The organism is Streptomyces sp. NBC_01465, assembly GCF_036227325.1.
Taxonomy (GTDB): domain Bacteria; phylum Actinomycetota; class Actinomycetes; order Streptomycetales; family Streptomycetaceae; genus Streptomyces.
Genome location: NZ_CP109467.1, coordinates 9094507 through 9115511 on the forward strand (window position 1 = coordinate 9094507; position 21005 = coordinate 9115511).

21 protein-coding genes and 1 pseudogene are annotated in these 21005 nt (G+C 65.0%); 11 read left to right on the top strand and 11 right to left on the bottom strand.

Annotation, left to right across the window (positions count from 1 at the left end):
- Nucleotides 1–190: 190 nt before the first annotated feature.
- From OG707_RS42165 to OG707_RS42175, 3 genes are all read right to left on the bottom strand, one after another.
- On the bottom strand, nucleotides 191–1285 hold the full coding sequence (locus tag OG707_RS42165; protein WP_443071466.1) for a DUF4037 domain-containing protein: 1095 nt from the start codon (nucleotides 1283–1285) through the stop codon (nucleotides 191–193).
- Between the two features lie 132 nt (nucleotides 1286–1417).
- Nucleotides 1418–1816: a hypothetical protein gene (locus OG707_RS42170; protein ID WP_329127534.1), complete on the bottom strand. Its 399-nt coding sequence runs from the start codon at nucleotides 1814–1816 to the stop codon at nucleotides 1418–1420.
- Between the two features lie 159 nt (nucleotides 1817–1975).
- Nucleotides 1976–3559: an ISL3 family transposase gene (locus OG707_RS42175; protein WP_329127535.1), complete on the bottom strand. Its 1584-nt coding sequence runs from the start codon at nucleotides 3557–3559 to the stop codon at nucleotides 1976–1978.
- A 294-nt stretch (nucleotides 3560–3853) separates the two neighbouring features.
- On the opposite strand from OG707_RS42175, the gene OG707_RS42180 reads away from it, so the two are divergent.
- Nucleotides 3854–4081: a hypothetical protein gene (locus tag OG707_RS42180; protein WP_329127537.1), complete on the top strand. Its 228-nt coding sequence runs from the start codon at nucleotides 3854–3856 to the stop codon at nucleotides 4079–4081.
- Between the two features lie 126 nt (nucleotides 4082–4207).
- Here OG707_RS42180 and OG707_RS42185 read toward each other — a convergent pair.
- Nucleotides 4208–4441, bottom strand: a pseudogene (locus OG707_RS42185) (NF041680 family putative transposase); the annotation flags it as partial.
- 64 nt (nucleotides 4442–4505) lie between these two features.
- On the opposite strand from OG707_RS42185, the gene OG707_RS42190 reads away from it, so the two are divergent.
- The 5 genes from OG707_RS42190 to OG707_RS42210 all read left to right on the top strand — a co-directional run bounded on the left by OG707_RS42190 (nucleotide 4506) and on the right by OG707_RS42210 (nucleotide 7239).
- Complete coding sequence (locus OG707_RS42190) at nucleotides 4506–4904, top strand: hypothetical protein (RefSeq protein WP_329127539.1); 399 nt, start codon at nucleotides 4506–4508, stop codon at nucleotides 4902–4904.
- Nucleotides 4905–4985: 81 nt separating this feature from the next.
- The gene (locus OG707_RS42195; RefSeq protein ID WP_329127540.1) at nucleotides 4986–5546 is read left to right on the top strand and encodes a YrhB domain-containing protein; all 561 of its coding nucleotides are present in this window, start codon (nucleotides 4986–4988) and stop codon (nucleotides 5544–5546) included.
- A 299-nt stretch (nucleotides 5547–5845) separates the two neighbouring features.
- On the top strand, nucleotides 5846–6166 hold the full coding sequence (locus OG707_RS42200; protein ID WP_329127542.1) for a hypothetical protein: 321 nt from the start codon (nucleotides 5846–5848) through the stop codon (nucleotides 6164–6166).
- 282 nt (nucleotides 6167–6448) lie between these two features.
- On the top strand, nucleotides 6449–6649 hold the full coding sequence (locus OG707_RS42205; protein ID WP_329127543.1) for a hypothetical protein: 201 nt from the start codon (nucleotides 6449–6451) through the stop codon (nucleotides 6647–6649).
- Nucleotides 6650–6747: 98 nt separating this feature from the next.
- Nucleotides 6748–7239, top strand: a complete 492-nt coding sequence (locus OG707_RS42210) for a hypothetical protein (protein WP_329127545.1) — start codon at nucleotides 6748–6750, stop codon at nucleotides 7237–7239.
- A gap of 136 nt (nucleotides 7240–7375) precedes the next feature.
- Here OG707_RS42210 and OG707_RS42215 read toward each other — a convergent pair whose 3' ends face one another.
- Entirely contained in the window at nucleotides 7376–8503 is a 1128-nt protein-coding gene (locus OG707_RS42215; RefSeq protein ID WP_329127547.1) for an ISAs1 family transposase, read from the bottom strand.
- A 95-nt stretch (nucleotides 8504–8598) separates the two neighbouring features.
- The gene (locus OG707_RS42220) at nucleotides 8599–10110 is read right to left on the bottom strand and encodes a UvrD-helicase domain-containing protein (RefSeq protein WP_329127549.1); all 1512 of its coding nucleotides are present in this window, start codon (nucleotides 10108–10110) and stop codon (nucleotides 8599–8601) included.
- A 309-nt stretch (nucleotides 10111–10419) separates the two neighbouring features.
- Between OG707_RS42220 and OG707_RS42225 the strand changes: the two genes are divergently transcribed.
- Complete coding sequence (locus OG707_RS42225) at nucleotides 10420–11700, top strand: pentapeptide repeat-containing protein (RefSeq protein WP_329127551.1); 1281 nt, start codon at nucleotides 10420–10422, stop codon at nucleotides 11698–11700.
- Between the two features lie 33 nt (nucleotides 11701–11733).
- Complete coding sequence (locus tag OG707_RS42230; RefSeq protein ID WP_329128237.1) at nucleotides 11734–12150, top strand: nucleotide triphosphate diphosphatase NUDT15; 417 nt, start codon at nucleotides 11734–11736, stop codon at nucleotides 12148–12150.
- On the opposite strand, the gene OG707_RS42235 is transcribed toward OG707_RS42230, so the two are convergent.
- The 4 genes from OG707_RS42235 to OG707_RS42250 all read right to left on the bottom strand — a co-directional run bounded on the left by OG707_RS42235 (nucleotide 12116) and on the right by OG707_RS42250 (nucleotide 17265).
- Nucleotides 12116–13837: a hypothetical protein gene (locus tag OG707_RS42235; protein ID WP_329127553.1), complete on the bottom strand. Its 1722-nt coding sequence runs from the start codon at nucleotides 13835–13837 to the stop codon at nucleotides 12116–12118. The two genes, OG707_RS42230 and OG707_RS42235, sit on opposite strands and share 35 nt — an antisense overlap.
- Nucleotides 13838–13894: 57 nt before the next feature.
- Nucleotides 13895–14560: a hypothetical protein gene (locus OG707_RS42240; RefSeq protein WP_329127554.1), complete on the bottom strand. Its 666-nt coding sequence runs from the start codon at nucleotides 14558–14560 to the stop codon at nucleotides 13895–13897.
- Nucleotides 14561–14919: 359 nt separating this feature from the next.
- On the bottom strand, nucleotides 14920–16191 hold the full coding sequence (locus OG707_RS42245; RefSeq protein ID WP_329127557.1) for an IS3 family transposase: 1272 nt from the start codon (nucleotides 16189–16191) through the stop codon (nucleotides 14920–14922).
- A gap of 138 nt (nucleotides 16192–16329) precedes the next feature.
- The gene (locus OG707_RS42250) at nucleotides 16330–17265 is read right to left on the bottom strand and encodes an AraC family transcriptional regulator (RefSeq protein ID WP_329112917.1); all 936 of its coding nucleotides are present in this window, start codon (nucleotides 17263–17265) and stop codon (nucleotides 16330–16332) included.
- A gap of 89 nt (nucleotides 17266–17354) precedes the next feature.
- Between OG707_RS42250 and OG707_RS42255 the strand changes: the two genes are divergently transcribed.
- The gene (locus tag OG707_RS42255; RefSeq protein ID WP_329112915.1) at nucleotides 17355–18287 is read left to right on the top strand and encodes an NADP-dependent oxidoreductase; all 933 of its coding nucleotides are present in this window, start codon (nucleotides 17355–17357) and stop codon (nucleotides 18285–18287) included.
- 305 nt (nucleotides 18288–18592) lie between these two features.
- Nucleotides 18593–18982, top strand: coding sequence for a GNAT family N-acetyltransferase (locus OG707_RS42260; RefSeq protein WP_329112913.1), 390 nt, complete (start codon nucleotides 18593–18595; stop codon nucleotides 18980–18982).
- Nucleotides 18983–19032: 50 nt separating this feature from the next.
- On the opposite strand, the gene OG707_RS42265 is transcribed toward OG707_RS42260, so the two are convergent.
- Nucleotides 19033–19806, bottom strand: a complete 774-nt coding sequence (locus tag OG707_RS42265) for a class I SAM-dependent methyltransferase (protein WP_329112911.1) — start codon at nucleotides 19804–19806, stop codon at nucleotides 19033–19035.
- A 404-nt stretch (nucleotides 19807–20210) separates the two neighbouring features.
- Between OG707_RS42265 and OG707_RS42275 the strand changes: the two genes are divergently transcribed.
- A complete protein-coding gene (locus OG707_RS42275) occupies nucleotides 20211–20933 on the top strand; it encodes a dienelactone hydrolase family protein (RefSeq protein ID WP_329112909.1) in 723 nt (240 codons plus the stop codon).
- Nucleotides 20934–21005: the final 72 nt, after the last annotated feature.

A 21005-nucleotide genomic window follows, 5' to 3' on the forward strand; every position in this document is an offset into this window, starting at 1 on the left:
TGCCGTTCACCGAAGCCAGCGCGTCGCCAGCGTAGGTTCCGAGCTTCTCGTGAGCACTGAGTCCAGCGAGAATGCGGACAACGCGCAAAGTGTGCACGCCAAGGGTCGACTCTCCGTGCGCAATCGGCGCTCTACCGGATGGAGTGCATGTCCCGGCCAGTGGCAGAGTCCTGTCGGCCGCCGCGCCTGCCTACTTGTCGCGGTGTAGCGCGGCCAGCGCCGGTCCAGTGGTGTACTGCCTGCGCCGATCGGCGAAATTGCGGTCGGTCACATCAGTGCTGTCGATGTACTGGTCGATCGCGCCGACGGGAGGCAGCGCCCGGACCTGGCGGTCGTTGATCGTGGCCATCAGGGCGTCGGTGAAGCGATAGCCGTCGATGACCAGGAACGGCCGGGTGTGGAAGTGGCGAGCTTTCGCATCCAGCGGCTCGGTCAGGCCGAGGTCGTTGTGCATGTCTGCGGCGATCTCGTAGGCCGGGGCCAGGTGCCGCTCGCGTTCCTCCCAGCTTCGCGCCGCCAGCGCCTCGCAGAGGAGTGGTGTGAGCGTCGTGGCGCACGAGAGTTCTCCGAACGCGGTGCCAAGCCATTTACTGTAGGGCGGATAGACCCGGTTCATCAGCAGACACAGCTTCATCAGGTCGCGCACCTGTCGGGCGGCCACTACTGCGGAGCCGAGGTCGTCACCGACTTCTCCGCAGCGTCCGACGAAGGGTTCCTCCTGGGACAGACGCATCCACTGGCAGGCCAGGATGTAGCGCCAGATGTCTTCCGGATACCAGGTCAGTTCCTTGCGGTAGGCATCCAGCAGGCTGATCCCGTCGTGGAATACGGTGCCTCCGGTCAGTTCGCGGAGCACCTGCGTCGGGGTCGTCAACCAGCCGGACACCGACAGGCCAGCGGCTGGGTGCTCGCCGAGGTGCTCGGTGAAGAAGCCCTGGAGGTCATTGACGTGAACCCAGTGCCGGGCCGGGGCGTTGTCAGGAAAGGGGAATCGGACCGGGTAGCCGCGAAACGACTGCGGCAACTCGCGGGCCAGCAGGGCATCCAGTTCGTCCGCGTGGGCGCGGAAGTCACGACTGCTGAGGAATACCTGCAGCCTGGGACCCCAGGCGTGGTCGGTTGAGCGTACGGTGTCGAAACCCTGCACTTCAGAGCCCCAGCCGATCAGAGCTGCCGAATACGAGACCTTGCCCAACGCCGTGTTGAGGATGGGGGCGACGACCTCTGTGTGAAACAGCCGCGCCAGTTCAAGACCGGGCAGGAAGACACGTGTTATGGCCGCCACCCTGACAGAACGGTGCGACCAGTAGCCAGCCAATATCGTGCAACGTTGGCTTCCTCATCGGTCACACAGAGCGGCTATCGAGAATGTTCAGCAGCGAGCCTTTGCCAACCTCACGTTGAGGTCGCGCGAGGATCAGCCGCGGCGTGCGGCACTGCTGCTGGTCATCGCTCGGAACAGCTCACGAGCCCGCTCGCAGAACTGCTCGACCTCCGTAGTGTCAGGCTCCTGACCGTCGGCCAACATCCGGGCCTGGAGCTGCTCGGAGCGCAGCCCGCCGTACCGGGCCCGCACCTCGGCGGTCACCGGCTGGACTGCGATATGCAGGTGCTTGCGCGCGTCGCGGCCATGCGACCACATGCACACGTGGGTCTGCTCAGGCCGGCACAACGTCTCAACGACACGAGCGGTAACGCGCAGCAAGGGGCCGAGTTCCGCAGCAGCCGTGTCGTCGAGCTCCGCGATGGCCACGACATGCTCTCGCGGTCCGACGATCAAGGTGCCGAGATTCATCGGACCGACGACGTGGTTCACCACCCAAGCAGCAGTTTCGTGTAGGACGCCGCCAGGTAGCTCCCGGCGCCCAGTCAGAAGGTCACACCCAAGACACCCCGTCACATCCACACCCAACAGCCTATGCAGAGCCCGCAGCGATGGAATCGACGGCCAACTTGGTTGGGTGCGGCTCGTGGCTCATACAAGATTTTGGTAGCCGTTGATCGACCAGAGGTCGTTGTCGGGCGGGGGCTCGCTGCTGCGGCGTGAGTGGGCGACGAGGATGACGCGTTTGCGCAGGAGTTGGATGCCTGCCCGTCCTGCCATCTGGCGCTTGATCATTTTCAGGTCCGTGATTCTGCCTTCCGCCACGCCGGAGCTGTGAGGGAGGGTTACGGCGGCGTGCACGGCGTCGAGGTCGTCCAGCAGGCCGGCGGTGAAGCGGACGAGCGGTGCGATGCCGCTCTGGCGGGCGCTGGTGATCCAGCGGTCCATCAGGAGGGCGCGCTTCTTGTCGAAGACTTCCCGGAAGGTGTCTATGAGTCCGTGGAGGATGCGGAGTTCCGGGCAGCGTTCTTGCAGGTGCTTGACGAAGACACGCTGGTCTTCACCCAGTTGTTCTGGGCGGGTGGTCAGCAGCCGGGTGACCTCGAACGCGCTGCGGGCGGGCGCGGGCGGGGGAAGGCAGGCGTCCAGGGCCTCACGGTGGGAGGTGAGGTATAGGCGAACGGTGGCCTCGCTGCCGCGAAAGCCGCGCGCGGTGATCTCGCGGGCGAGGGCCGCGATGTTGTGTTCGCCCTCGGCCCAGCGGCGATGCAGGTGTCCCTGGTAGGGGGCAATGATGCCGAGGCTGTGGGGCCAGGTCGGAGCGACCTCCTGCCAGGTGGCGGCGCGGGCGTGGCGGCGGATGACGTTGCGGTCCAGGTCCAGGTGGCGCCCGATCGCGCGCAGTGCCATCCCCTCGGCGAGCAGGGCGTGAACTGCAGTGTGGGTGCGGCGGGTTCGGGCGGCCATGACGCCGCCGGGCGTCCGGGGTGCGGTCGTTTCGTCATCAGGTTCGGGCAGGCAGCTGCGGTGCGCGGTGACCACCTCGTAGATCTTGCGTGAGAGGTTCTGCCAGAGGTGAAAGCGGTCGCTGACCTGGACGGCCTGCGGAGCACCTGCACTGATGGCACCGCGGTAGGCCGCCGAGCCGTCGCGGCAGACCACCTCGATTTCCGGGTGCCCGCGGAGCCAGGTGCTCGTGGGGCCAATATCCCTGGTGTCCCAGGCGTCGACTGGCAGACGGGTCTCCACGTCGATCATGAGGGTGGCGTAGCGGCGGGAGCGGCGCAGCGCAAAGTCGTCCACGGCAACCACCCGCAACTTCGGCATCGGCGGGTCGGGGGTCTTCATCAGGCACGTGATCAGGCTTGCCCAGCTCAGAACGTGGTGCAGGTGGAGCAACAATCTCGAGCCGGCCGTTCCGGCCAGGGCCGTCGCCACGGCCGCGACGATTGCCTGCAGTCCGGCGGTGCGGCGCTGGTAACGCAAGGTCAGGCCCTCGATCTGCTCCGCGAAGGTGGTCTTTGAGCAGGCAGGGTTCTCGCAGTACAGGCGGCGGACCGAGAGGTCAATTCGCACCGGACGGCCGCCGGCAGCCTCGTCCTCAACATGCCGTACGTAGCGGCTGTGCTCCCACTCGGAGGCCCGGCCACAGCCGGTGCACACGGCCGGTCCCGCCCGGGACCGCGCGGAGATCACCACGACGTCCGCGAACTCCTCGACCGATCCGACCTCCACAGCAGCAAGTTGAGGCAACAACTTCAACACGTCATCACACACCTGCAGCATCCCGCCGGACCAGCGAGATGTCACGACCTGACGGAGTCGATCAACGGCTACCAAAATCTTGTATGAGCCATCCGGGGCTCTTCCAAGATTTTCGTAGACGTTGATCGCGGCGGCGCTTCGGTCAGCTGAGCAGGATCCGCTGGCGAAGGAGAGGGTGGCCGGCGAGGCCGTAGGTCTGCCGTTTGAGGAGTTTGATCTTGCAGTTGACGCCCTTGGTCCGCGGCAGAAGCGACAGCCGCCGACGTGAACGGAGCACAGCTCGAAGGCAGACTCGCCCGTCTGTGGGAGGACCACCTGCGCGCATTGTTCCCCGACGGCTTCCGCGGTGTGGACTTCGACGGCGTGGATCTGGTCCTCCTGGACGCCGACGTCGCCGGTCTCGTGCAGAGGGAGTTGAAGGGCGGGCTCGACGGCACTGGCATTGCCTACCTCTGGGCTGCATCGCCGACCTCGACAAGATCGTTCCTCTGATCAACGAGGAGTACTGCGCCTCCTACTTTGTGAATCTTCGGACGATGGACCAGGTCGCAGCAGCGCCCTACGTCCCCACCGCGACGTGACCACCGAGGTTGAAACAGGCGATCGCCTATGGCCTCGTCAGGGTCTGGCTCGGTTCCGGTCGATGATGCTCTCGGGTCGCTTGACCGTTTTACCGACGTTGTAGCGGGTGGCCGGTCGCTGGTTTTGCGAGCCGAGGGGTCTGCCAGGGTCGGGTCGAGTGGTTTTGGGTGCACGGGCCGGACAGGGCAGGTGGGGGCGGAGGTTTCTGAAATCCCGGCGGACTCGGGCTGGGGTGAGCCTGTTCGGTTCCACTGAGCTTTCCCAAGGGCGGCAGACGTGCTTGACCACGCAGAATCCTGTAGCAACGCCGCAGTTGGATCTCTACAGTCGCGGCATGGCCACGGAGGACGAGAACCCAAGTCAGCCTGACATCACCGCGCTGCTCAAGGACCAGACCAGTGCCTGCAAGGCGGCACGCGCCGCCATCGCCGGCGGCGGCGAGGTAATGCTCTACGACGGGCAGCCGCCACAGTGGATGGTCCTTGGCATCGCTGCGACAAGGCTGAGGCGGTCGTTGAGGATCGGCCTGACGACCCTCGGCCTTGACGAGAGCGTTGAGATCCTCCGGGCTCTGCACCGCGACGAGCGCTTGCGTACCGGCAACATCGTTCCAGCAGACCGGTCTTGGTTCTTCACCCTGTATTTCGACGCCACCGGCACCGAGCTGCTGGCGTGCAGCGCCGTCAAGAACGAGCGGCCCTCGCGGGGGGACGGTCACAAGCTCCAGCGGTAGAGCCCGCCTGTGAAGGTGCGTTGTCGCTGCAGGCCTAGAAACCTGCTGGTCAGCACCGGATCCATAGTGGATGCTGCACGCGTGATCGAGCGAGAGACCGCGGTTCGTATGGTTGAGGAAGAGCTGGACCGAGAGAACCGGGAGTGGGCGTATCGGGGCTTGGCCTCGATCCGCACGGCAGTGCTGCGTGTAGAGGAACACGAGCTGGTCTGGAAGGTGTACTGGCAGTCCGAGGAATACGCCCGCACTCGGGACCCCGACACGATGTTGATCGGCCATGGCCCCTATTTGGTCGACCGCATCGACGGTGGGCTCCACCAAATTGGAGCGGTCTCCGAGCTTGAGGGAGCCTGGGAGACGGACTACCGCGTTCGTATTCGTGGGCAGGCCGTCCGCACCTCTGTGGACGATTTGCACGATGAAATACGAGAAAACGCCGCAATGCGTGGACGCATGCAAGCGGTACGTATCCTGCGCCAGAGACTGCCGGTGCTGCCACCAGCGCAGGCCCTCGAGTACGTGAGTGCGTTGCTGAACGCCAACGCCCCAGCCCACCTTGTGGCTGTCGCCGTTGAACAACTGATCGAACCCATGAACCCAGTGCTCACCGTACAGACCATCAGTCAGGGAAGGCTCGGCTAGAACGGCCTCGCAACGGTTGACTTAGCCATGGGGGAGTCGGTTGAGCGCTTCACGATGCGGTCTACGCAGACGACTGAGCTCGGGCGTGGCCGGAGCCAGGCTGGGAAAACGGATCGATGGCCCGGTGCTTCACAGGCGAGGATGCGGGACTATTGCTCACCCTGCCCGGAGGGCCCGTGGGATCCAGAGATGCCGACATTGACTTCACTTTCACGTCCCCGACCACCGTGCGGGCCGTTCTGGACACCCTCGCCGGGGCGGGGTGGTCCGCGGTGGCACAGCCTGGGGGTGTTTCGTACATGCTCAACGATGCGGACGACATGTACGACTGGCACGACAGCGCGCCCGACGGCATCGGTGAGGTGGTAACGCTGCTGGACGCGCCGGAGAACCTGCCCTACGCGGTGGCCCTCAACGTCTACCACCGGGAAGCGGGGACAGGCGGCATGCTTATGTTCCTGCCCGGCCGCACGGACGTCTCCTTCGTGCCCACCATCGACCGTCGCCGCATCCCGGCGGCGCCGGAATTTACCGACCTTGCCTGGTACCTCCATGCCCTTGTCCCGCCCCTCGTCCCGGCAGGGCTCGAAGGGTACAAAGCCACAGAGATCCGGTACTAACAAGGGCCCATGGGCCTGTCGGCGCTCAGTGAACCCGCGCTGACACGGCACCTGCAGCGCAGTGAAGCCGCATGGATGACAACAACGGAAGCCGCGGCTCGGGCGAGGGGCGTGAAAGTTCGGTCTGCGGGGCTGCCTGCGGCCATGTCGCGGGCGGTGCGCTTCACGATGGGCGGGAGCTGCACAGTGCTCCGACCTGGAAGCCTTGCTGATGGAAAGGGTTGAGGGTACGGTGCCCTCCATTATCCCTTGACATTGGAAAGGTTTGGGGGTGGAATCGGAATGACGGATCGGATGGGCGCTCTCCTCGCGGCTCTCGATGCACAGGGCTTCAAGAGCCGACAGACCCGTAGCGGTATGTGGATGTTCTCCCGGGACGGCACCATGATCACGTACCACTACACGCCGGAATCGTTCGGCGAATGGCTGGACCTGATCAAGATGCTGAACGGCGCGGGGCTGGTCTTCCCTCCGGAGGACTAGCCAGGCGGTAGCGGGGGCCAGAAGGCCGGGCCCCCGCCCTCCTGCCCATCCCACACCCATCACACGAACCCACCCCGTCCAAGCAGAAGGAGAAGGACATGGAACAGGAGTGGAGGGCGTCGGTCACCGCTGACGCCGTCGATGCCTTGGACGAAGCGCAATACGAGGAACTACACGAGCACATCCCCGGCGCCAGCCGCTTCGAGGAGGAGTACCGACAACTCTTCCTGATGTGGAGGCTGAGGGCATCCGATCTGACGGCAGCCACGCAAGATGCCCTCGAAGTCGTCAATCGGGCGTTTGAGGCCGTACTCGGGGCGGTTCCAGCGCTGACGGATCTGCGGGTCGTCACTGCGGAACGGGCCAATGCTGAACGCGATCACCCCAGGGAACAGGAGTTGATGGGATACCGGGAAGCCGCCGAGGCGCTAGAAGTGTCGCGGCAGAGGGTGGCTCAACTAGACGGAAGCCATCCGGACTTTCCACGCCCTGTCGGCCGCATTGGCGCGGGCCCAGTGTTCACGGCCGACTCCATTAAGTCCTTCGCGCTGCGATGGGACCGCAGCCCAGGACGACGCAGGGCCGCGTAGGGCTTGCTTGGGTGTTGGCTGAGTGCCGCTCCGCTGGCCGGGGGCCTTCCCCGGCCAGCGGAGCGGATGTCTGCGATAGGTCGCCTCGGGTCACAGGGCAGGGCCTCGGCAAAGTGGAACTTCGCCCGTTTCGCGATCATCTGATCCCGGGGAGAGCGAGGGGGCGGTGGGCGTTGCGGGCGTTGTACCGCAGGCCGGCGGCGATGTTGGTTGCGCCGGCGAGTCGGAGGGCGCCGATGGCGAGGTTGCGCCAGGTGGCCATCGCGCGGGGTGTGTTGCCGGTCCGTAGTTGCGAGGCGTCCTCGGCGAAGGTGGTGTCCCGGACGTGGTGCAGCGATTCGACTGACCAGTGGCCGCGGATCAGCGTTGCCAACTGGCCGGGAGTCGCCTGTTCTGCAGTCAGGCTGGTGACCGCGTAGACGGTGTGCAGGGTGACCTTCCCGGTCTTGCGGTGCACGCGGCGGCGTTTGAGCTGGATGGCCTGCTGGGCGCCGGGGAACAGGAGGTTGCTCACGGTGCAGACCTTGATACGCCGGATCTCGCTGCGGCCGTGGCCGGTTGCGCGGGTGCGGTCCTGTAGTGGGATCTCCTTCCAGGGAAGGGCTTTGTGCTGTTTGCGGAGCTTCTTCTGGTTCCCCTTGGCGATCACGATGTAGTGCGCGGCGCGTCCAGTCGGGTAGGTGGCGTGCTCACGCTGGGTGTGGAGTGCGTCGCTGGTGACCACCGCGTCAGCGAGGTCGGCCACGGTGTCTAGGAGTGGTTGGAAGCAGGTGATCTCGTTCGTCTTCTCGCCGACGTCGAGCTGGGCCAGGACCAGGCCGCTGGTGTGGTCGAGCGCGGCGAGGAGGTGGATCTTGCGACCGCCTGCGCGGGCGGATCCGCGCAAGCTCTTGCCGTCAACGGCGATCCCGCGCAGACCGGTGGCCTGCGGGATGGTCTGATGGCGGTCCGCGAGCCAGCGTCCGATGGCCTGATCGAGGGCGTCGCCGTTGACGCGGGAAAGGACCCGGCGCAAGGTCGCCTCTCCGGGCACCGGGTAGTGCCCGGTCAGTACGTCGAGCGGTCCGCCGAGAGCGGCCCGGACGGTCTGCGGGGAGTCGGCGGACCATTCACTGACCGCCAGGAGCGAGGTCGCGCCGGCCAGTACAGCCGAGGCTGCCAGTGCCAGGACGTAGACGAGAGCGTGCCGTATCCCGCGAGCGGCCCGCGGATCGGGGACTTCGGCCAGGCGTTCCAGCAGGCCAGGATGTTCGGCCGTCTGCACGGGAGGCTGATCGCGGAGCTGGTCAAGAACGGGAGGGATCAGGGAGGATGCAGGTGCAGGCACGGTCTTCCGTAGGGATCATGGGAACTCGACACTCACATGATCATGGAATTCGGTGCCTGCTTCGTTTCTGCCGTCCTACCCCACCCCGACTGGCGGGTGGCGGGGGGCGTTCGGGACCTGCACCGCCCTGAGAGGACCCTCGCGTGTTCAACTTCGGGATTGAGAGCTACCGGCCGCAGTGGCTGACCGGCCGTAATGCCGTCATGTCCGCCGAAGGCGAACGGCTGCGCGCGCTCATCGGCCGCACGCTGACCCGTGCCTGGCTGGTCTGGGACCTCCAGGACAACGAATGGTTCCCCGACTGTCCCGTCCTGCTCGACTTCGACGGGGAGCAGGTCGAGATCAACCACCACAAGTTCGACGACCTCTCCATCACCTGGAACACCATCGACCCCCACCAGCCGGTCCTGTGGCCCGACTTCGACCTGCAGTGGCGCCACGACGCGCGCGCTGAGCTGCACGCCCTCCAGGGCCAGGTCCTCCAGGACGTCGAGCTCATCGAATGGATGGAAAGCAAGTCCGCCCAGGGGTCGGTCGACGTGAGCTTCCTCTTCCCCAAGGAACAGCTGACCATCGCCAACGCCCTCGACGAGAACGGGCTGACGTTCGGGCTCCCCGAGCCGCACCAAAAACGTCACTCGCTGCGCTGACGAGCACACCCCAACACCAAGCGCTCTCCCAAGACGGACATCACAGGACTTTGCCGAGGCCCTGCGCAGCCACCGGTTGGCCACCTCCGCAATCTCCGGACCAAACCGGAAGGACTGCGTCAACTCCAGCCGCTGCCCCGGGAAGCCGCTCATGATGTCCTTGGCATGGCGCCATTCGTAGATCTGCTGCACAGGATCCCCGACGCACACCCGCTGCGCGTCCTGCGCCAGGAAAATCTCCTCCAGCACCGGATTCGTGTCCTGAGCCTCGTCCAGCAGGACGAAGTCCGCCGGAAGCACGGGTCGGGTCAGCGCCCACATCTTCAAGTAGTGATCATGCTTGAACGGCAGCCGCCCCTGGTGCGAGCAGATGTCGTCCCACGCCCACCGAGCCCGGCGCAGAAGCACCTGCGACAGATACTGCTCACCCTCCGCGTCCAGCCCGTTCACCCTCCCCATGTGCCGGGCCGCGATCTGCTCGTCGGTGCTGTAGCAGAAGTGCTGGATCATCTCCATCACAAGCCGCGCCAGCGTCGTAGGGCCCAGACGCCGTTTGCCCACCGCCAAGTCCCGGTCCAGGCCCAGGAGCTGGGCCGTACGCTTCGACGGCATGTGCTGGGTGGCGTCCAGCCGGTCCTGGTACTGCCGGCCGACCGCGCGGTGGGCCAGAGCGTGCGACGTACTGCACCGCACGTTCGCCCCGAACCGGGCCTTGGCCTCGTGCGCGATCGGCCGGTTGAAAGCGACGTACAAGCCCCTTCGCTGCGTTGCCGAGCCCATCATCACGAGCGTGGAGGTCTTCCCCGTACCCGCCCCGGCCACCAGCGCCAGATCCTGTCCCGCAGCGAACGCCTCCCGCGCCGCCTCCTGTTCCGCCGTTGCCTTCAATCCCACGTCGTACCCCTTCCACCTGCCGCAGATGGCAGACAAGTTGACTGTCTCGGTTACTCAGGAACCTTCGGTTCGAGCTGAGCGCGAGCAGCATCGCAGTGCCCACTGACACTCTGGCGTATTCACCCTGGACGCGTTTTTGGGCTACGCAAGGCCGTGCGAATAGCAGCGATTCGTCCTGCGGCCCACTGGTCGGAACGGCTGTCGGCTCGAGGAGCGTTCTGGACAGTCGGGTATCCGTGGTGAACCCATTCGGCACGTACCGGATCCTGTAGCGGTCCATCCGACACGTGAGCGCCAATCGGACTCGCAGTGAAACGCTGGACGAGAGGCCACCGCACGACCGTGCTGGTACGGCCGGACGGGCGTGTGGCGCGGGCGGCGGAGGATGCGGACGCGACCGCGGTCGAGGCAGCGCTGGCCGCCCATATCGGCGGAGCTCCACTGAGTGGTCTGGGGATTGGAGAGGTGACGCCCCCTCGCCGTTCGTGGCTGATTGGTGAACAATGCGCTATGTCCATCAGCGCGATGGGCGCCTGGAAGGGGGGTTGCGTGCGCATGCCAAGGTTCTCAGGGGGGCGGCAACCTGGAATGTTTGCAGGCATGGATCTTAAAGGGCGAGATTTTTCCAGAAAGTATCTTGTTGGTGCAGACTTCACAGGTGCTGATTGCCGTGCATGCGACTTTCGAGGCAGCGATCTAAGCTTGGCAAAATTTACGGGTGCTGATCTCTATGAAGCGAAGTTCGAGGGGGCGATCCTCTATGTTACTGAATTCGGTTCGACGAATTTAACCCGCGCAGAATTTCGTGGAGCCTTCGCTTACGGCTTTCAGTTCAGGTCGTCTTCGGTCATCACGTATGCTGACCTGCGGGATTTCCAACTGGAGAAGCGGAGGCGCTCTGGCACCTTCGAAGCGAAGGATGGCGTTGAATACCTGGAGAAAAGGTTTGGCGGAGAAGTGGTCGACTCAAGTGATTTGTGCGCTTCCGATTATCAAGTCAACGGTAATTATTTCACCTTCCGGAGTCTCTATGACGGCGAGAGTCACCTTCTCCATGCTCAAATCTTTAATACTCTGAAGCGCCTCTATCGAGAGAACCACGATGGGCGCGCTGCTCTTCGGTGCCACTTCCAGTCGCGCAGTCACCTCACGCGTTCACGCTACAAGCGCACTGTCTTGACTGCCGAGATTCCTGGAGATCGCACGAAGGTGGGACGCGCGCGCACCGCGCTTTACTATCTGGCTGAATTCTCGAGCGGCTACGGCGTGAGACCGTGTCGCATGGTCGGGAGCCTGGCCATTTTGTATGCGACATTTCTATTCACGGCTTGGGTGATATCTGCAGTTTCAGTAAAAAGTGGAGTGGCCTATGAGGGGCATAATGATAATGCTGGCGAGGGCGTGGGAAGCGGTGCTTCAGGGCTAATTCGTCTGGCTCAGTTCGCAGCTCTTTCCCTCGTCAGTCCACAGCTGAACCAGTTCTCTCCGTATGGGTGGATGATTCCCCTCAGCCTGCTCTTTTTTACACTGTCGGCATGTTTCCTTGCTCTTCTTTTCTCGTCGCTGTTCATGACTATCCTGAGCGAGTGACCTCTGAGCGTCGATCTCCTGGAATAGGTGTCCATGGCTACACATATACGGGTAGGAGTCCAGGCGATCGTTCGCTCCGGTGACCGAATCCTCCTGGGGCTGCGGGCCAATACCTTCGGCGCCGGTAGCTGGGGGCTGCCCGGTGGGCACTTGGAAGTCGGTGAGACGCTGATCGGTGCCGCCTGCCGGGAACTCAAGGAGGAGACCGGCGTCCAGGCCTGGTGTGCGCGGGTCGTCTGTGTCACTGACCCGGACCTGGCGGCCAACCATCACATGCAGATCGGCGTCGAGATCTCTGACTGCACGGGCGAGATCCAGGTGCGGGAACCCGACCGGTGCGAACGCTGGGTGTTCTGGCACCTGGACTCTCTACCCGACGCCCTGTTCGTGGGGTCCGTCGGTGTCCTGAACAGTGTCAGGAACGGGGTCTTTCACCTTCCCCGCGATTGAGTTGAGCAGGTTGTCCAAGGGGGAAGCGGAGGCTCGCTTTGTGCCTCTCCTCATTGTCCTTGAACTGTTGCCAGGTACTGGAGCGCTTCCATAGCCTCGTGAATTCGCTGAGACTGTCCACGTAGTACCGACTCATCTCCCCAAACCTTGCCTCGAAAACACCAAGCCCGCGACCGGTTCGGTCCTCGAGGTTGGAGGTGATGTAGGGCTCAAGGAAACCGATGTCCGAGGTGAGTAGTGTCGAGGCAGGGATATCCACGGTGGTCAAACGCAATTCCACGAGATCTGCGTACTCGCGCCGGAGGCCCTGGTAGGAGTCGGTCACCTTCCGGAAGGTCTCCGCGTAGTACGTACTCTGTTTCACTGACTCCACGATGTTCTGCGCACTTGGCGGATCATCCGCCGCATCGCGCTGCATTAAGACGGCGAGATTATTCCACGGATTGCTGATGATCGCATGGAATCTCACGCCTCGATCGAGAGCTTTGACAATCTCAGTGTAGAAGCTCTGATCGTAGAGAAAATAGGACGCACCCGCGTGCGCGATGAGGCGGATCGTGCTGTTGCCCTCCTCACGTTTTATCGCTGCCTTCTTCGCCTCGTTACGCTCGCCGTTCTGCAAGGGCGTGTAGAGCTTCTCGATCTGGTACGGGAGATCGGCTTCTGGTTTCGCCACGGCGCGCATGCCGGCCAATGACCGACGCAGCGCGTGGGTCTGCACATGCTCCCTGCCAAGTACGGTTGTTTGCTGGGTGAGCGTCATAGCCGCTTCGGCGATGTGGATGGCTTGGCTCCTGCGTGGGCCGTGCATGCGTTCGACGCCGTCGCCGGCCTCGCCGGCGGCGTGGAACTCGGCTGCAGTCAGGGCACCCTGGGCCACGATGGTCTCGCGATGATTCATGCCCAATGTCGCTGCGGCATGCAGGTAGTTGAGCTCGAGGGCGGTCAGTTCGCGATTGCGCCCATCCGTGTCGTTCAGGGCCGAGGCGACCTTGTATCTCGCGTCGGCTAGCGTTGTGCGTGCCGCAATGACTTGGGCGTCGTTATCTCCCGCTCTCTTCACGAGGGCCTTCAAAGCCTCCTGGAAGCCCAGGACAGCATGCTGCAGTCCGGGGATGTCATCTCTGGCAGTGGCGACGTTAATGAGGACTGCGTGGGCCGCGAGCCGAGCCTCCAGGTTCTCCTTCCAGTCGGCCCCGATCATCGTCAGGACCTTCTTGGCCCATATTCCGGCGCTCGGGAGATCGCCCGCCCGCAGGCTGACGGCGCTCAGGTTCGAGAGAATGCGCGGTGTTTCGAGTGAGCCGTAGCGGTCCGCGCGACGGAGTGCGCAGGTGAGAACCGTTCGGGCGTGGGGCAGCTGGTCATGCTCGGCCAGCAGCGCGCCGAGGTGATTCCATAGACCCGCCGATGATTCCCATTCCTTTCCCGTCTCGGACAGCTCCATGTTACGCAGGGCCAGGACGACGACATCCAGGGAGAGCTGTTGCATTCCGAGTTCGGCCAGGACTTCAGCCAGGTGTGCCAGTCTTTGAATGGTGAAGGAATCGAGATGACGAGGAGCCGAATCTCCGTCCAAATGCGCCACTTCATGGGTGAGCCACAGGACATCTGCGGGGGACAAGCCAGCTTTTCCGCCCCGTGCGTTTTCCGCCAACTTGAGTGCACTGTCAAGGTTCTGATTCATCGGCGCTCCGCTTTTCGTCCTGTCAGTTCTTGGGGAAGCGGTTGTGCCAAACCAGCTTCACCTCACTCTGCTTCTCGAATTCAACAACTCGGAAATGCTGATCGAGTGACGAGTCCGGCCATTCGCCTCGGACTCCAGCCCGAGGAATCCGAACGACCGGATGACCTCTCGGATGGTAATGGCGAAGAGTTTGTCCTGCTGCGCGGTGGACAGTTCGGGGCGCTTCACCAGAAGTCCTAGGGCGACTGGCAGAGGGTGCCGAGTGGCGCGCTCGATCGGGCTGCCGACGTAAGCGGACGACTCCTGCAGTGATGCATCGCATTCCAGGCGGGCTGCCTGGACCTCCATATTGTCCTGGGACTTGCTGTAGAGGATTGACGACGCGTCGACTGTGCCTGTCAAGGGGAGTCCCGTCACGGGATGCTCAAAGGTTGTTCGCCAGGTCTCGTCGTGACGTACATCATCGAAACGCACCCCGATTAAGGCGCAGTTCTCGTCCTTCAGCTCAAGCTTCAGCAAGGCGAGATCGGACGTGAGGTGACGCCTCGCCACGACGGCATCTATTTTCTTGCCATTGGGGGTGAGTCGAGCCTTGATTCTGTGGCCAGCCCCTTTGGTGAGCTGGTGTGCTGCAGTAAGCGCGAATGTTCGAGTTATGCGCAAACCGGGACAACATCGCTGCCCGTTGGGAAATACGTCGATCAGGTGCCACGCGTCTGTCATGGGTCAGCCCCTGTCTGATCCATTGGATGTCCGGGCGTCCCTCCCGGAGCGCACAATCGTAGCCGTGATCCCAATCCTTGTGCGGCTTTTCGTCGCAAGCTGAGAACCGTGACTTGAATGAGCCTGGCGTGAAAGGCGTCACTTAGTGGGGTGTCCGTGGTTCCGTGAGGTTCGGCGTAACGGCACTGTGCAGGTACCTGCGGAGCATTTGCACTAGCCCATTGTCCGCCTCCCTGGACACCGCTACATGCGTGGAAAATTCCTGCCACAGTGGATCAGCGTCGCGCAGGCGGTCGGGTCTGCCGCGCGATGGGGTGACAGGTTGACCTGCCCCACCGTTTGGGCTCCAGGTGCGGTGGCTAACCGGCAGCCGGGATGGTGTCGTTCTTGGAGAGTAGTTCGTACTCGACGGGGGTGCGGTAGCCCAGTGCTGAGTGCCGTCGCTGGCGGTTGTAGAAGATTTCGATGAACTCGAAGATTGCGTTGGCCAGTTCGACCCGGGTCTTCCACCGCTTGCGGTTGAGCAGCTCGATCTGCTTTGAGGACCAGAACGATTCCATCATCGCGTTGTCCAGGCCGTCCCCGACGGTGCCGAACGACGGTAGAAGGCTGGCGGAGCGGATCCGCTCCCCGAGGACCCAGGAGGTGAACTGGGTGCCGTGATCGGCGTGAATGATTCCGCCCGGCTTGGGGCGGCGGTTGTGGATGGCCATGTCCAGCGCGTTGACCACGAGGGTGGAGTCCTGCCGTGAGTCGATGGACCAGCCCACGATCCTGCGGCTGAACGCGTCCAGGACCGCCGCGCAGTACACCCACCCTTCCCTGGTGCGGTGTTGCGTGATGTCGGTGACCCACAGCAGACCGATGAAGTAGGGGTCCGGTGAAAAGTAGGCGGTGGCCAGCCGGAAGCGCTCTTCCGCCGACTCGAGCATGACGCGGATCAGTGTCTGCATGTCCTGCCAGCCGACGCTGGCGGAACCGCGCACCACCTGCACGATCGCATCACCCTGCGCGTCGTGGCCGACGAACCGGTCGCGCTCGTCGAACAGTTCGTCGTGACACTCGGCCCAGTTCTGGGCGAAGGCAGCCGCGATTCCGTCGACCGCGGGCCCGCGCACCTCGACGTGCGTGTCGCGCCACTCGTTCTCGTTGCGCGCATTGCCGCACCACTCCTCGGCGATGCCCACCCCGCCGGTATAGGCGATCTCCTCGTCGACGACGAGGACCTTGCGGTGGCAGCGATGGTTCTGCTTGAAGGGCGACAGGTAAAGCGGCTTGCGGAACCAGGCCACCAGCACTCCGGCCCGTTCCATTGCCTCCAACTGATCCGTCTCGATCAGGCGGCTTCCGAACCCGTCCAGCAGCAGTCGCACCCGTGCACCTGCGCGGGCACGGTCGGCCAGTGCCAGGGCGAACTGCCGGGCGATGTCCCCCCGCCAGTACACGAACGTCATCATGTCGACGGTGTGCTGGGCGGAGCGGATGCCCCTCAGCATCGCGGCGAAGATCTCGTCGCCGTTGCGCAGCGGTATCAGCGAGTTGCCTTCGGTCGCCGCGATGCCGATCAGCCGCTCCAGGCGCCGGCGTATCCGCACGGTGCGTTCCGCTGCCGAGGGCGGCTCCTGCTTCATGGTCTCCCCTGGCCGGCGCAGAGAGGGAGGTTCGCCGCCGGGTCCGGTCGGTCCGGCGCGGTCTCGGGGCGGCTGACTCTACCGGCGGGCAGCAGTCCCGGGCAGGCCGCGGAGCGCTCACTGGTACGGCCTTCGGATTCAGCTTGCTCGCCGGTAGGCGCCGGGAGCCGTCCCGTATGTGCGTTTGAATGCGCCTGCGAAGGCGAACTCGGATGTGTAGCCGACCTGGGTGGCGATGGACCGCAGGGGCGCGTTGGACGTCCGCAGCAGGCGCGCTGCCGTAGTCATCCGCCACCAGGTCAGATAGGCGAGGGGCGGTTGGCCGGTCAGCAGGGCGAATCGCCTGGCGAACGGTGCCCGGGAGAGCCCGGCTTCCGCTGCGAGTCCCGCGACTGTCCACGGCGATCCCGGGGCTTGGTGGATGGCGTGGAGGGCGGCGGTGACCGACGGGTCGTTCAGCGCGGCGGCCCAGCCGGTGTCGGTTTTCTGGGAGGGCTGTTCGCTGAACCAGAGCCGCAGGATGTACAGGAGCAGGGTGTCCAGCAGCGCGGGGACGGCCGCGTCCGTGCCCAGGCGGGGGTTCTCCACCTCGGTGGCCAGCAGCTGCACAGCCGAGCTCAGCTCGGGACGGTGGCCGGGGTCGGCCGGCAAGTGGATCAGATCCGGAAGGGTCAGCAACAGCGGGTGGGCACGGGACGGGTCGAGTTGGTAGGCCCCGCAGAGCACTGTGGTGACCGGACCGCTGTCGCCGCTCCGGTCCACAGTGTCCGAGGCGTAGGGCTCGGAGAGCTGGTGGTCGCCGGGGCCACAGGCGGGCGCCGTTGCCAGCGATTCGGGACTGTCGGCCAGGGTGTGCCCGCTGCCGTGGGGCAGGAACACCACGTCACCCGCGCCCAGTTGGAGGGGTTCCGCGTCCGGAGGCAGCAGCCAGCAGGAACCCTGCAGGACCACCTGGAAGCCGGCCGAGCCCGGGACGGAGGTGAACTCCTGCCCCCACGGGGCATGCCACCGCACGTGTGCCGACCGGGCCCGCCCGGCCCTGGTCACCGCGATCACATCGCTGAGTACATCCATGCACTGACACTACGTGTGCGAGACGTACGCGTATGAACTGGGCCTCATCACGCATGGATCGTCTCCGCATGCGGCCGTAGATTCGCGGCATGACGATGATGAAGGCAGCGAGAATCCATGAGTACGGCGACGCGTCCGTGATCCGCCACGACAACGTTCCGCGACCCCGACCCGCCGTCGGCGAAGTACTCGTCCGAGTTGCCGCGACCTCGTTCAATCCCACCGAGGCCGCATTGCGCGCCGGATTGCTGCAGGCGTTCCTCCCCGTGGACTTGCCCTACACGCTCGGCTGGGACGTCGCCGGCACTGTGGCCGAGATCGGCACGGGAGTAGAGGAGTTCACTGTCGGCGACCGGGTCATCGGCCGGCTCGACAGCGGCGGTGCGGCTGCGGAGTACGTGCGTGCGCCCGCCGGCACGCTGGTCGCGGCGCCTCACTCAGTCCCTCTCGCGCACGCCGCGGCCCTTCCCGTTGCCGGCCTGACGGCATGGCAGGCGGTGTTCGAGTACGGGAAGGCAGCCACCGGCCAGCGGGTACTGGTCAATGGTGCGGGCGGCGGCGTCGGTGGCTTCGTGACGCAGCTGGCCAAGCACGCCGGGGCCGAGGTGATAGCCACCGCCAGTCCCCGCAGTACCGAGGCAGTCCTGCTGCAGGGCGCGGACCAAGTGATCGACTACACCGCCGGACCAGTCGGTGCCGCGCTCGACGGCCAGGTGGACACTCTGCTCAATCTTGTCCCGTTGAGCCCGCCGGACGCCCAGGCCCTTGTGTCTCTGGTGCGACCGGGCGGACGGATCGTATCGATCGCGACCCCGATCACACCGGCTGCCGACAGCGGAGTGACCGCGATGCACATGGTCGCCCGCAACGACGTGGCCCACCTGGCAGAACTCGTAAAACTCCTGGACACGGGCATGGTCACCCTCGACATCAGCGAGTCACGCCCGCTGAACGACCTCGCGGACGTCCACCGGTCCAGCGACGCCGGCCGGACCCGAGGCAAGGTCGTCCTCATCCCCTGAGGCCGGGCACCGTCACGATGGTTCTCGCGTACCTGACCGGGGCGACCTGGCGGGGTCGGGCAAAGAATTCCCCCAGAGGCGGTGAGAGAACGCGACGGGGGCACTCGGCAACTCGGAGCGCCTGCTGGTGTTCTGCCGTCCGAAGGAGAGAGAAACCTGTGTACATCGGCATCGGTACCGTAGTCATCATTCTCGTCATCATCCTCGTCGTCATGATGCTGAGGCGCCGCTGAACATCCGAGAGCGCCGGGCACGGCAAGAAAACGCAGTGTTGCTGTCACCAGCGGCCAGTTGAAGATGGTGGCATGGACGCGCAGAAGGTCACCTTGCGGAAGATGACGCCGTCGGAGTACGGCACGGCGACTGAGCATCGTGAAGCCGAGACGACCCGTGAACTCGGCAAGTTCATGTCCCAGGAGCTGGCACGAGAGCGGACCCGGCAGGGCACCGCTCAGTTCCTTCCGGACGGGCTCGACACAGCTGGGCATCATCTCGTGGTGGCGGAGAACGGTTCAGGCGAGACTGTGGGGAACGCATGGATCGGCCCCGATCCGCGCCAAGCCGCGGGCACCACGAGCTCAGCTTGGCTCTACGACATCAACGTCTACGCCCCGTTCAGGCGCCGCGGATACGGATCCGCCATCCTCGAAGCCGCCGAGGAGCTCGTTGAACCGCGCTGCACCGGAAAGTTGTAACGGACCACGGGACAGCCAGCGGCCTGCGGATCGGTGGCGTCAGCGCGAGGTCAGGCTGGTGAGGTGCCGCGCCAGAGTTCGGCGCCGGCGGCAAATACGATCGGGTCCACGGAGGACAGCTCTGCTCGTACGCGGGCTTCGAACTCGGTTCGGGCATCTGCCGGGAGCGCGTCGATGAAGGCGCGGGAGCCGTGCGAGAGCCCCCAGTCCCAGAACGTGTCGGCGTCGCGGACGGGAAGACGCTGCTCGATGGCGGTCTCACCGACGCCGGTGAACCCCGCCGTCGCGAGGAACTGCTCCGCGTCCAAAGGCCGACTGAGCCGTCCTTCGCCGACGGGTATCAGGGGCTGAAACTCGCGGAAGAGGGCACTGTAGAACTCCCACTCCGGCGCGTCCTCGACCGCGCGGGGGACGGAGAAGGAGAACACCCCGCCGGGAGTGAGGACTCGACGGATCTCGTGGGCTGCCGCAGCTGGATCATCGAGCAGATGGACGACGAATCCCGCGCAGACCAGGTCGAAGGAGCTGTCGGGGAAGTCCAGCCGGTGAGCGTCCATCACTCGTGCTTCGTGAACCTGCGGGAACTGGGCCGAGATCCGCTCGATCATGGCAGGGGCGCAGTCCACCGCCGTCACCTGGCAGCCGCAGGCGAGAGCGGCAGCAGTCAGGGCGCCGCGCCCGGCACCCAGGTCCAGGACACGGGTGCCGGGCACCGGAGCGAGCCACTCCATGTGCTGTTGACCGAACCCGGTGAAGAACGGCAGTACCTCGTCGTACACCGAGGCCACTTGGTCGAAGAGGGCGGTAGCTCGCGCTGCGGTCATGGCCGGTCATCCTGGCAGAGCGACAGATGGTCTACCCACCCATTTCACTACTGGGCGCTTGGTCCGGGGCGGTGATGAGCTGCCTGCCTACCGTCGCCAGCATCGCCCCCGAAAGTTGAGATCCCCTGTGCCCGGTGGCGCCGGCTGTCACGTCGTCCTCGGATCCGAGCCGCACCACGTCCAGGATTGATGTCCACGACACAGAACAGTCGCTGGCCCGGGCACGGCGCATCCGAGCGCAGCCAGGGCGACACGTCGACCACGAGTACCAGGCGTCCGCCTTCGAAGCACGGCAAGGGCATGCCGGCCGGCAGGGCCCGCAACCCACCAGCCGCGACGGACCACCTTCTGCCGACGGTGAACCCCGGCCCGACCTGGCTGGATGCTCACTACGGTCCAGCCTCATGACGATCACCACACGTACGGTCGAATACCCGGCCGATGCTCTCGCGATGGTCGGGCACCTCGCGCTCCCCGCCGGCGATGAGCCTCGGCCCGCAGTCCTGATCGGGCCTGAGGGGATGGGGCTCAGCGATGTCGAGCGCCGCCGGGCCGATGCCCTGGCCGAGCTGGGATATGTCGCGCTCGCCTTTGACCTCCACGGCGGGCGCTATTTGGACAACCCCGAGGAGATGCTGGCCCGTTGCATGCCGCTGCTCGCAGACCCCGACCGGATGCGGGGCATTGGCCATGCTGCACTTGATGTGCTGCGCGCCGAACCACGGACCGACCTCGACCGGATCGCCGCAATCGGCTACGGCACCGGGGGTGCGATTGTGCTGGAACTCGGGCGCGACGGAGTCGACTTGCGCGCGATCGGTACGGTCAACGCACTCACCACGGGCCGACCGGGCGAGGCGGCACGCATTCGCTGCCCCGTGTGGGCGGGGGTCGGATCGGAGGACCCGATCATGCCGCCCGCGCAACGGGAAGCGTTCACCGCCGAGATGCGGGACGCGGGCGTCGACTGGCGTTGCGTGGTCTACGGCGGGGCTCTGCATGCCTTCCACCACCCACCGGTCAACCACACCACACCCCCGGGCGTCGGCTACCACCCACGACATGCGCAGCGAGCCTGGCGCGACATCGTCGATCTGCTCGCCGAATGCCTGCCCGTAACGGAGTGACCCCGTACGGCGTCCCTGAGGCAGTGGTGGCCCACATCCGCCGAGATCTCGGGCTGGACGAGGACGTTCGCC